This window comes from Duganella vulcania (assembly GCF_009857655.1).
Lineage (GTDB): Bacteria > Pseudomonadota > Gammaproteobacteria > Burkholderiales > Burkholderiaceae_D > Rugamonas > Rugamonas vulcania.
Genome location: NZ_WWCX01000136.1, coordinates 1 through 10,991 on the forward strand (window position 1 = coordinate 1; position 10,991 = coordinate 10,991).

9 protein-coding genes and 1 pseudogene are annotated in these 10,991 nt (G+C 66.4%); 4 read left to right on the plus strand and 6 right to left on the minus strand.

Features of this window, described 5'->3' with window-relative positions:
* The 5 genes and pseudogenes from GTP90_RS32835 to GTP90_RS32855 all read right to left on the minus strand — a co-directional run.
* Positions 1 to 195, minus strand: a pseudogene (locus GTP90_RS32835) (hypothetical protein); the annotation flags it as partial.
* A gap of 11 nt (positions 196 to 206) precedes the next feature.
* Positions 207 to 974, minus strand: coding sequence for a S46 family peptidase (locus GTP90_RS32840; RefSeq protein WP_161087454.1), 768 nt, complete (start codon positions 972 to 974; stop codon positions 207 to 209).
* A gap of 66 nt (positions 975 to 1,040) precedes the next feature.
* Positions 1,041 to 1,820: a 2-oxo-tetronate isomerase gene (otnI, locus tag GTP90_RS32845; RefSeq protein ID WP_161087455.1), complete on the minus strand. Its 780-nt coding sequence runs from the start codon at positions 1,818 to 1,820 to the stop codon at positions 1,041 to 1,043.
* Positions 1,821 to 1,939: 119 nt separating this feature from the next.
* Positions 1,940 to 3,325, minus strand: a complete 1,386-nt coding sequence (locus GTP90_RS32850) for a DEAD/DEAH box helicase (RefSeq protein ID WP_161087456.1) — start codon at positions 3,323 to 3,325, stop codon at positions 1,940 to 1,942.
* A gap of 205 nt (positions 3,326 to 3,530) precedes the next feature.
* Positions 3,531 to 4,328: an inositol monophosphatase family protein gene (locus GTP90_RS32855; protein WP_161087462.1), complete on the minus strand. Its 798-nt coding sequence runs from the start codon at positions 4,326 to 4,328 to the stop codon at positions 3,531 to 3,533.
* A gap of 168 nt (positions 4,329 to 4,496) precedes the next feature.
* On the opposite strand from GTP90_RS32855, the gene GTP90_RS32860 reads away from it, so the two are divergent.
* On the plus strand, positions 4,497 to 5,285 hold the full coding sequence (locus GTP90_RS32860; RefSeq protein ID WP_161087457.1) for an RNA methyltransferase: 789 nt from the start codon (positions 4,497 to 4,499) through the stop codon (positions 5,283 to 5,285).
* A gap of 106 nt (positions 5,286 to 5,391) precedes the next feature.
* A complete protein-coding gene (locus GTP90_RS32865; protein ID WP_161087458.1) occupies positions 5,392 to 5,952 on the plus strand; it encodes a hypothetical protein in 561 nt (186 codons plus the stop codon).
* A gap of 177 nt (positions 5,953 to 6,129) precedes the next feature.
* On the opposite strand, the gene GTP90_RS32870 is transcribed toward GTP90_RS32865, so the two are convergent.
* On the minus strand, positions 6,130 to 7,521 hold the full coding sequence (locus GTP90_RS32870; protein WP_161087459.1) for a hypothetical protein: 1,392 nt from the start codon (positions 7,519 to 7,521) through the stop codon (positions 6,130 to 6,132).
* A gap of 516 nt (positions 7,522 to 8,037) precedes the next feature.
* On the opposite strand from GTP90_RS32870, the gene GTP90_RS32875 reads away from it, so the two are divergent.
* Complete coding sequence (locus GTP90_RS32875) at positions 8,038 to 10,692, plus strand: M1 family metallopeptidase (RefSeq protein WP_161087460.1); 2,655 nt, start codon at positions 8,038 to 8,040, stop codon at positions 10,690 to 10,692.
* A gap of 84 nt (positions 10,693 to 10,776) precedes the next feature.
* The coding region (locus tag GTP90_RS32880; protein WP_161087461.1) for a twin-arginine translocation signal domain-containing protein at positions 10,777 to 10,991 on the plus strand (215 nt) is incomplete at its 3' end.

A 10,991-nucleotide genomic window follows, 5' to 3' on the forward strand; every position in this document is an offset into this window, starting at 1 on the left:
GTCCAGGTACAGGCTGTTGGCGCGCTGGCGCAGCAGCACCTCGTTCTCGAACAGCGCCTGCGCCGTGCCCTGCGACATGGCCGGCGCGCCGCCCGGCGCCGGCTTGCGCAGCGCCCGCATCAGGTGGGCGTGCAGGGCGTCGGCGCTGGCGGACAGGCTGTCGGCCAGCGCTTCGATATCGTGTTGATCGGCCATGGCGTACTCCTTTATTGCTGCGGGATCTGGTTGAACAAGGCGCGGTGGGCCTGCTCGATGGCGGCCAGGTTCTGCTGGGCCTGGGTGTTGCGCACGCCGGTCAGGTGGTACTCGACCTGCTTGTCGTGTTGCAGCGACCGCGACAGCGCCAGCAGCAGCCGGTCGCGCCGCGTGTCGACGAAGGGGAGCTCGGTCTCCAGCATGCCGAGCACGATTTTTTGTTCGTTGTCGCTACTCTTGTCGTACAGGCGCAGCAGCGTGCGCATGGCGCCAAGCAGCTCCTCCATCGCCTGGTGGCCGTCGCGCAGCAGCTCCTGCACCGCGCTGTCCTGCGCCGGCCGGGTCAGCGCGCGCGCGATCAGCCGCGCCAGGCCGGCGTAGGCGTTGACGTGGCGCTCGTCGATGCCGCTGTCGGGCCAGGCCTTGATGCCGCCGCTCATGGCCTTGACCTGGTCCTCCAGGTCGTATTGCTTGTCGCCGGCCAGCCGGCCCAGCGCCTGCATATATGCCTGCACGCCGGTCTGCAGCCTGGCGAAATCCGCGCTGGAGGCCTGGCGCTGCTGGTCGAGCTGGCGTTCGCGCAGGTCGGCGGCCGGGCTCAGGAAGGGTTGCTCGCGCTGGTAGGTGGTGCGGTAGCGCTCGGTGAGTTCATGGTAGGCGCCCAGATGCGGCGACTGGGCGGCGAAGGCGCGCACGTCCGCCATGCGCGGGCTGCTGCTGGCGCAACCGCCAAGCAGCGCCAGGCAGCAGAGGATCAGGAATACACGGCTCAGTTTCATGTTCGCTCCCTAGGTGTGAGGACATTGTTGCCTTACGTGAATATTTCCGTATTGCGAATGCGCAGATCAGCTGGTGAGCGCCTGTCGCCAGCCCAGGCCGGCGATGGTGTCGCCGGCCGGCAGGTATTCGCAGCCCAGCCAGCCTTCGTAGCCCAGTTCGTCGATGAGGCGGAACAGGTGGCGGTAGTTGATCTCGCCGCTGCCCGGTTCGTGGCGGCCGGGCGTGTCGGCGATCTGCATGTGCTTGATCATCGGCAGGTTGGCGCGGATCGTGTTGCTCAGTTCGCCTTCCATGCGCTGCATGTGGTAGATGTCGTACTGCAGGAACAGGTTGGGGCTGCCGGTCTCGGCGATGATGTCCAGCGCCTGGCGGCTGCGGTTGAGGAAGTAGCCCGGCATGTCGTAGTGGTTGATCGGCTCGATCAGCAAGTTGATGCCGTGCGGCGCCAGCTCGGCGGCGGCCCAGCGCAGGCTGTCGACGTAGGTGGCGTGGGCGCGTTCCGGCGCCAGGCCGGGCGGCGTCTTGCCGGCCATGCAGTGCAGCTGCGTCGCGCCCAGCTCGGTGGCGTACTCCAGCGCGCTGCGCACGCCGGCGCGGAATTCGTCCTGGCGGCGCGGGTCGCAGGCCATGCCGCGGTCGCCCGTGTTCCAGTCGCCGGCGGGCAGGTTGAACAGCGCCAAGGTCAGCTGATGGCGGCGCAGGCGCTCGGCCAGTTGGTGGGCATCGTAGGCGTAGGGGAACAGGAATTCGACGCCGTCGAAGCCGGCCTCGCGGGCCAGCGCGAAGCGTTCCAGGAAGGGCGCTTCGGTGAACAGCATGGACAGGTTGGCGGCGAATTTTGGCATGAGGCGGACTCCGGCAGAGAAGCCGCTATCGTAACCGGAAATGCGGTTGGTGCGGCGCACCGCCATCCCGCCGTGCCGGGATAAAAAAAACCACCCGAAGGTGGTTTTGAGGGAACTGCTTATCGGCCGCGGCCGCCGGAGCGGTGCTGGGCCGCCGAGCGCGGGGCGCTGGTGCCGGTGCGTGGACCGCCGCCGTTGCCGCCGCCGGTACCCGGTGCGCGTGGCTTGTTGCCGCCACCGCCACCACCACCGCCGGTCTTGGCGCGCGCCTGGCCGCCACCGTTGCGGCCGCCGCCGTTGCGATGGCCTGGGCCGCCGCTACGCAGCTGCACCGGCTGCGGACGCGCGTTCAGGTCCGGCTCGAAGCCCGGAATCACTGCGCGCGGCAGGGTTTGCTTGATCAGCTTCTCGATATCCTTCAGCATCTCGTGCTCGTCCACGCAGACCAGCGACACGGCCTCGCCGGTGGCGCCGGCGCGGCCGGTGCGGCCGATGCGGTGCACATAGTCTTCAGGAATGTTCGGCAGGTCGTAGTTGACCACGTGCGGCAGCTGGTCGATGTCGATACCGCGCGCGGCGATGTCGGTGGCCACCAGCACTTGCAGCTTGTTGTCCTTGAACTCGGACAGCGCCTTGGTGCGCGCCGACTGGCTCTTGTTGCCGTGGATCGCCATCGCGCCGATGCCGTCGGCGCCCAGCTGTTCGACCAGCTTGTTGGCGCCGTGCTTGGTGCGGGTAAACACCAGCACCTGGTGCCAGTCGTTGGTCTTGATCAGGTGCGACAGCATCGGGTGCTTCTTGTCGCGGTCGACCGGGTGGATCAGCTGGGCGATCACTTCCACCGCCGAGTTGCGGCGCGCCACTTCGATCATGGCGGGCTTGTTCAGCAGGCCGTCGGCCAGCGCCTTGATCTCGTCGGAGAAGGTGGCCGAGAACAGCAGGTTCTGGCGCTTCGGCGGCAAGGCCGCCAGCACTTTCTTGATGTCGCGGATGAAGCCCATGTCCAGCATGCGGTCGGCTTCGTCCAGGATCAGGATTTCCACGTGCGACAGGTTGACAGTGCGCTGTTCCATGTGGTCCAGCAGGCGGCCCGGGGTGGCGACCAGGATGTCGACGCCGTGCTTGAGCTGCTTGATCTGCGGGTTGATGCCAACGCCGCCGAAGATCACGGTGGAGTTGAGCTTGGTGTACTTGCCGTAGATGCGCACGCTTTCCTCGACCTGGGCCGCGAGTTCGCGGGTCGGGGTCAGGATCAGGGCGCGGATCGGGCGGGCCGTGGTGTTGCTGGTGATCGCCGCGCCCTTGGCGTCGGTCGACAGGCGGTGCAGGATGGGCAACGTGAAACCGGCGGTTTTGCCGGTACCGGTTTGTGCGCCTGCCAGCAGGTCGCCGCCGTTCAGTACGGCAGGGATGGCCTGCTGCTGGATCGGGGTGGGCGTGGTGTAGCCGGCTTCGGTAACAGCGCGGACGATAGCGTCGGACAAACCGAGGGTAGAGAATGACATGATGACTTTTTGTTAAGATCGGCCTGTCGCTTTCTAGGCGCCAGTCGCAGGCAATCAGAGTGGATGACACTGCGGCTAAAGGACTGGTCAGAGTGCCGCAGGCCTGAGTATAACAGCTACCGGCACAATTTATTTCCTAATTGAAATAGAAAAGGGAGCATACGCTCCCTTTTTTTGTAACAAACATTCTACTTTTGCTAATTGATCATGCTTTTGGCTGCTCGCCGAACTGGGCCAGCAGGCCGACCATCTGGCCGAAGATCTTCGGGCTGGCGGCGATGATGTCGCCCTTGTACAGGTAATCGGACTCGCCGTTGAATTCGCCGACGATGCCGCCGGACTCGGTCACCATCAGCGCGCCGGCCGCGATGTCCCAAGGCTTCAGGCCTTTTTCATAGAAGCCGTCCAGGCGGCCGGCGGCCACGTAGGCCAGGTCCAGCGCGGCGCTGCCCGGGCGGCGCACGCCGTGGCAGCGTTCGGCCATGATGCCGTACATCTTCAGGTATTCGTCCAGCGCCTTGGCGTTGCCGGCCACGTAGCCGGTCGACAGCAGGGCGTTGGCGATGCGGTCCAGCTTGGTCACGCGGATGCGCTTGTCGTTCAGGTAGGCGCCGGCGCCCTTGGTGGCGGTGAACAGGTCGTTGCGGACCGGGTCGTAGATCACGGCCTGGGTGATCACGCCGCGCTGCGACAGCGCGATCGAGATCGAGTATTGCGGGAAGCCGTGCATGAAGTTGGTGGTGCCATCGAGCGGGTCGATGATCCAGGTGAATTCAGTCTCGTCGTTGGCGTTCTTGGACGGGCCCGACTCTTCGCACAGGAAGGCGTGGTCGGGATAAGCTTTGGACAGCACCTCGATGATGGCCTGTTCGGCGGCCTGGTCGACGTCGGTGACGAAGTCCTTGTGGTTTTTCTCGGTGACGATGACGCGGTCGAGGTCGAACGACGCGCGGTTGATGACGGCGGCGGCGCGGCGGGCGGCTTTGATCGCCGTGTTGAGCATTGGGTGCATGTAAGCTTTTCCGTTAAAAGAACGCTAACGCCCACCGGGGGCCTCAGCCTGCCCGGCAGCACATTAGTGTACAAGAGTGAATTAAAGAGCGGAGCGGCGGCGACAGGGTAAAATCCCGGGGAATTTGTGTATCGATACCGCGCAATAGCGCTATTTTAAATGAACCTGCCCGAAATCAATACGAATCTTTTCAAACAGCTGCGATTTATTCTGGTCGAGACCAGCCGCGCGGGCAATATCGGGGCCGTGGCGCGGGCCATGAAAACCATGGGTTTCAGCGACCTGGTGCTGGTCACCCCCCGTTTCGACAACGCGCTGGACGATCCGGAGGCGGTGGCCTTCGCCAGCGGCGCCGGCGACATCCTGGCCGGGGCGCGGGTGGTGGGCAGCATGGCCGAGGCGCTGGATGGCATCAACTTCGCCGCCGCCGTCTCGGCCCGGCTGCGCGAATACTCGCCGCCGGTGCTGACGCCGCGCGAGGTGGCCGGGCAGCTGGCGGCCCAGCCCGAGCTGCACGCGGCCCTGATCTTCGGCAACGAGCGCTTCGGCCTGCCGAACGAGATCGTCGAAAAATGTAATGTGTTGATCAACATTCCGGCCAATCCGGAGTACTCGTCGCTGAACCTGTCGCAGGCGGCGCAGGTGCTGGCCTACGAATGCCGGATGGCGGCGCTGGACGGCGCGCCGCCCTCGATGAGCGTGCGCCAGCCGGCCGGCGACGCCAACGAGATCGGCTTCCAGGGCGAGGCGGCCAGCCTGGCGCAGATCGAGGGCATGTACGAGCACTTGGAGCGGTCGCTGGTGGAGATCGGCTTCCTCGACGCCGGCAACCCGCGCAAGCTGATGCCGCGCCTCAAGCGCATGTTCGCCCGCGCGCAGCTGGAAAAAGAGGAAGTCAACATCCTGCGCGGCATCGCCCGCCACATGGTGGGCAAGCGCAAGGACTGAGATCTAATGGCCGTTCGGCTCCGGACCGTTTACGGCGCCAACCTTGTTTTTAGTCGTTTTGAAGCTTCATCGTTCGCTTTAAGCTGCGCGGATGTCAGGAGCTCCAATGCTGCTCAAAATTCGGATTTCTAATGGCCGGCCGGCGCCGCGAGCCATGATCAAACGCTTGGTTCGGTCCATGCGCCGGGACCTTCGCGGGTCCCTCCACCGGCGCAAGGAGCCGGATTCCGTTCGCCTCCCGAATATCTATCAAGACAGGGAAGCGCACCGATTCCTGAACTGGTGCCGGGCCGCCGCCTGCTGCCTTTCGACCGAGACTATTTTCCTGCGACAGAATCCCAGTCGCTCGACCTTGTTGGAGGAAGCGGCTCACGCTTTGCAATTCCATCTGGGGATCTACAATGATGCTGTGGACATCGGTGGCAATTTGCTAGCCGATGTCGCAATGGAGTACATGGCCGCCAGCGTGCTTCATCAGCATGCTAAGAGGTGGAAATTGCCGGCGCTCGAAAAAAATGAAACCAGCGCCAGACTGAGGCGCTTCAGGAGCGCGGTGCGCAGACATGGAGGTCTGACATGGGATTTACGTTTGAAGTTACGAAGGTCAGCAAAATCCTTAGTGCGAAAATTGGAGTCCTGGATGGGAAAATCCTCGATGGACGGATAATGGCCAATTCATCCGCTTTGTTATTGCATGAGGGCCAAACTATTCCGTTGCATGTCAAAGGCGTGGTTCTCTGCGGCGCCGACCGGTCCGCCGGCTTGCTGAGCCTGACCGTGGGGCTCGGCGAGCGTGCGATGAAACTGGTGGCGGCGGGCGACAGGATCTGCGCCGCGAGCCAGCCTACCGCGTCAGGGACTGGATCCGCGAGGCCGCCACTGCGTTGACGAAGGCTTCGTCGAAGCCTTTGGCCATGTGCCACGGTCCGGTGGCGCCGTCGCGCTCGAACACGAAGTCGCCTTCCAGCGTGGTCGAGCCGTCGCGGCCGATCGCCGCCAGCAGCGGGTCGTTGCGTTCGACCAGCAGGCGGCAGCTGTACGCGGTGCCGGCCGCGATTTCGCGGCACGGCGCCAGCGGCTCCACTTCGGCGATCTCGCGGCTGCGCTCGGGCGAGCTGGTGGCCAGCTTGGGAATACCGGACATGGGCGGCTCCGGCGTCAGCCGCCGCCCGGCCGGCAAGGCCGAGGACATCAGCTGCTCGACGCCGGCGCGGAAGGCGCGCTCGGCCGCGGCCCGTCCGATCGGCTCGGCTGTGTTGATGAACTTGCCGTCCGTGGTCAGGTGGCCGAAGCGCGCCTCGACAATGGCCGGCGAGGCGCCGACCACCGCGAAGTCCTGCTTGCCCGGCGCGCTGGGTTCGATGGTGAAGGCGTACGGCGTCTCCGTCTTGTCGATGGTCAGCGTGGCCTTGCAGCCGCGGATGCGCGGCTCGCTGGCGTAGCCTACTTCCTTGATGCCGCTCACGCGCGGCAGCGTCGCGTCGGCGCTAGGGCGCATCGAGCTGATGCGCTGGTCGATGCTGGCGCGCAGCATCAGGCCGTCGAGCGTGCGGCTGATGTCCGGGTCGGTGCAGGCCGGCGCCGCCGACGGCGTCACCGTGTGCCAGATGTAGACGCTGAACGCCAGCATCGGCACGGCGATCCACATCCAGACCGGTCCGGGCAGCAAGGCGCGCAGGTAGGCGGTCTTGGCGTCGTGGTATTCGCGGTCGAGGCGTTCGACCTCTTGCAGGATGGCCGTGCGGCGCACGTCGCCGCCTGCGCCGTCGCGCCGGAATGTCTTCAGGCGCCGGCCGCTGATGTGGCCGTTGTGCGTCAGCCAGACCAGCGCCTCGCCGGGCGACTCCAGCAGCAGCTCTTGCGGCAGCTGCGGCAGTATCCGGTCCAGCTCGGACTGCGTGATCAGCGCGGCCGACACCAGCGCGCCGAGCTTGTCGCGGTTGATCTGTTCGCGCACGCTGAGGTACTTGGCCAGCGTCTCGCTGATGATCTCGAGGTGGCGCGCGCCTTCCTCCTCGCTGTAGCTGGTCTCGATGCGGGTGCAGGCGTGTGCCATGTCGTCCGGCGTGACGATGTCGCGCTGGATCATCCACACCAGCTGGCCGGACATGCTTTCCATCGCCGCCACTTCGGACGCGCCGGGATCGGCCAGTGCGCGCCGGCGCTGGCCGGCGGTGATGATGCCGATCGAGAGCAGGGTGTCGAGGCCGGTGGTGGTGGTGGTGTCCGAGGTCATGTGAGCATGTGGCGAAATAAAGATTATTTATTTTATAATTTTCGCCAACCGGCTGTCGCACGGCTCAGTCGGTGCGCGCGGCCTGGACCGCCTTGCGGAAGTCCTCCGCAAAGCCGGGCGCCGGCCGCCACGCCTAGCCCGAGTCGTCGCGCTGGAACGAGAATTCGCTGTCAAGCAGCGTGGAGGAGGGCAGGCCCGCCGCCGCCAGCTTCGGATCGTCGCGCTCGACCAGCATCCGGCAGCGGTACACGCCGACATGCACGGGTGGCGGGCGACTCGTATTGGTTGATCAGATGGATGCCGCTCACGGCCGGCATGCCCAGCCGCTCATTGCCGTGGCCGAGGATGGCCGCGCGCTGCTGTTCCGGGCCGCGCACACCATCCCAGCGGGCGCGGCGAGGACGGCGGCCCTGGGTTCGAATGACGGGGGTGTTGGATCGTTGCATGGTTTTCCGGCCGCCAGCAGTGTTATAGTTTCGCAATTGTAATTTGAACACGAAAATACAGGAGTCGGATATGCGTGCACGCGGCGTGATGGGGTTGGCGTTGGCCTTGGCTTTTCCTGCGGCATCCGCGTTGGCGCAAGCGGCGTCGCCGGTGTTCGATTTCGCCAGCGCGCCGGGGCGCCTGCCCAAGAACGTGGTGCCGCTGGAGTACACCATCGCGCTCACGCCCGACGCCGCCAGCCACACCGTGGCCGGCACCGAGCGCATCGTGCTGGACTTCAAGGCCGCCAGCGCCGTCATCCAGTTCAACTCGCTGAACCAGAAGCTGAGCAAAGTCCTGTTGGACGGCAAGCCGGTGCGTTCGGTGGTGTCGGACGACAAGTCGCAGCTGACCACCATCAAGCTGGCCCGTCCGGCCGCGCCCGGCCGCCACACGCTGAGCTTTGCCTACACCGGCAAGATCGAGAAGGAACCGCGCGGCCTGTTCCTGCAGGAGTACGTGACGCCGGCCGGCGCCAAGGACGCGATGCTGACCACCCAGTTCGAAGCCACCGACGCGCGCCGCATGTTCCCCTGCTGGGACGAGCCGGCCTTCCGCGCCGTGTTCAAGCTCAGCGTGACGGTGCCGGCCAAGTGGGCGGTGTACTCCAACATGCCCGAGAGCGAGCGCAGCGTCAAAGGCGAACTGGCCACCACCCGCTTCGCGCCGACGCCCAAGATGCCAACCTACCTGGTCGAATTCTCCGGCGGCGACCTGGCGCACATCGCGGCCGAGAGCGATGGCACGCAGTTCCGCGTGGTCGCGGTCAAGGGCCAGGAGCAGGGCGGCCAGCAGGCGCTGGCCAACGCCCGGCAGATCCTGGCCGACTACAACGATTATTTCGGCGTGCGCTATCCGCTGCCCAAGCTCGATTCGATCGCTGTGCCCGGCGGCTTCAGCGGCGCCATGGAAAACTGGGGCGCGATCACCTACAACGACCAGGCCCTGCTGATCACCCCGTCCAGCACCATGGGCAACCGCCAGGGCGTCTACAGCATCCAGGCGCACGAGATGGCGCACCAGTGGTTCGGCGACCTGGTCACGATGGGCTGGTGGGATGAGCTGTGGCTCAACGAAAGCTTCGCCTCGTGGATGGCGGCTCGCCAGACCGACCTGCGCAACCCCAGCTGGCGCTGGTGGGAGCACCAGGACGCGAGCAAGGAGAGCGCGATGAGCGCCGACTCCCGCGCCACCTCGCACCCCATCCTGCAGCATGTGACCAACGAGCTGCAGGCCAGCAGTGCCTTCGACCCGGCCATCACCTACAGCAAGGGCCAGGCCGTGCTGCGCATGCTGGAGGCGCACATGGGCGCCGACAACTTCCGCAGCGGCATCCGCAGCTACATGAAGACGCACGCGTATTCGAACACCCTCAGCGGCGACCTGTGGCGGGCGCTGGACGGCGCCGGCGCCGGCGCCGGCCAGGTCAGCGAGATCGCCCGCGCATGGACCTCGCAGCCGGGCTTCCCGCTGGTGTCGGTGACGGCCAGCTGCGACATCTCCGGCAACCGCACGATCGCCCTGACGCAGCAGCGCTTCCTGTTGCAAGGGCTGGGCAGCGGCAAGGGCCGCTGGCCGGTGCCGCTGCAGGTGCGCAGCGGAACCGGCGCGCCCAAGCCGGTGCTGTTCGACGGCGACCAGCAGAGCGTTTCCGCCGGCCGCTGCGACGAGGCGCTAAGCGTCAACGCCGGCGCGGTCGGCTACTTCCGCGTCGCCTACGACAACTCCTCGCTGGCCCAGAACACCCACTCCTTCGCCAGCCTTCCGGAAGCAGACCGCATCGCGCTGCTGGACGACCAGTGGGCGCTGGTGGGCGCCGGCGCGCAACCGCTGGCCAGCTATCTGGCGCTGGCCTCGGCCATGGGTGACACCGCCAACCAGCGCGCCTGGGAGCAGATCACCGGCGCGCTCGACACCATCGAGACAGCCGAGCGCGGCACCGCCGGCCACGCCGCCTTCGCCGCGTATGCGCGCTCCATCGTCAAGCCGCTGTCGGTCAAGCTGGGCTGGGATGCGCGCGCGGACGAGACGCCGGGCATGCAGAAGCTGCGCCGCTCGCTGCTGGCCGACCTGGGTGGTTGGGGCGATCCGGATGTGCTGGCCGAGGCGCGCAAGCGCTTCGCCGCCTTTGTCGCCGACCGCGCCGCCATCTCCGCCGACGACCAGATGATGGTGCTGGCCGTGGTGGCCGAGCACGCCACGGCGGCCGAGTTCGAGCAGCTGCACGCGATCGCCAGGTCGGCCAGGAACGAGACGGAGTTGCGCCGTTACTACACGGCGCTGATGCAGGTGCGCGATCCGGCGCTGGCCCAGAAGGCCGCCGCGATCGCGCTGTCGGACGAGATCCCCAAGCAGGCCGACATGACGCGCATCGGCCTGGTGGGCGTGCTGGGCGGCGAGCATCCGCAGCTGTCCTGGTCGGTCTTCACGCAGAACGCCGAGCGCCTGATCGCGCCGCACCAGCCGTTCGGCCCGATGATACTGGCGCAGTACACGCCGGAGACGTTCTGGCGCGCGCTGCCGCCCGAGCAGCTGGAAGCCTGGATCAAGGGCAGGGTGCCGGCCGATCTGCTGCCCAACCTGGCGCGCGGCATGGAAGTGGCGCGCTTCAAGCTGGCCGAGAAGGCCATGCTGGTCAAGGCCACCGACGCCTACCTGGCCGGCAAGCCGGCGCGGGCAGACTAGACGCGGCCCTCTATTTTTTGCGGACAAGGTTCGTTACCCGTTCACGTACACTAGCTGGATCATAAAAACGAGACGGACGGAGACATGACCACCCGCAGATCTTTCCTCAAGATCGGCGCGGCCGGCGCGCTATTGCTCGCAGCCGGCGGCGCCGCCTATCGCCTGACCCATCCCCCCGCAGCGCCGACGGCGTTCGTCCTCGACGGCGAGGCCGGCGCGGTGCTGGCCGCCATCGTGCCGGCGATGCTGGGGCCGGTGCTGCCGGCCAGGTCGTTCGACAGGTACAGCGTGTCCATGCG

Bases quoted from the DNA above. Each gene is read 5' to 3' on its own strand.
- GTP90_RS32840 (WP_161087454.1), bottom strand. From the start codon at position 974: ATGAAACTGAGCCGTGTATTCCTGATCCTCTGCTGCCTGGCGCTGCTT.
- otnI (WP_161087455.1), bottom strand. From the start codon at position 1,820: ATGCCAAAATTCGCCGCCAACCTGTCCATGCTGTTCACCGAAGCGCCC.
- GTP90_RS32850 (WP_161087456.1), bottom strand. From the start codon at position 3,325: ATGTCATTCTCTACCCTCGGTTTGTCCGACGCTATCGTCCGCGCTGTT.
- GTP90_RS32855 (WP_161087462.1), bottom strand. From the start codon at position 4,328: ATGCTCAACACGGCGATCAAAGCCGCCCGCCGCGCCGCCGCCGTCATC.
- GTP90_RS32860 (WP_161087457.1), top strand. From the start codon at position 4,497: ATGAACCTGCCCGAAATCAATACGAATCTTTTCAAACAGCTGCGATTT.
- GTP90_RS32865 (WP_161087458.1), top strand. From the start codon at position 5,392: ATGCTGCTCAAAATTCGGATTTCTAATGGCCGGCCGGCGCCGCGAGCC.
- GTP90_RS32870 (WP_161087459.1), bottom strand. From the start codon at position 7,521: ATGACCTCGGACACCACCACCACCACCGGCCTCGACACCCTGCTCTCG.
- GTP90_RS32875 (WP_161087460.1), top strand. From the start codon at position 8,038: ATGCGTGCACGCGGCGTGATGGGGTTGGCGTTGGCCTTGGCTTTTCCT.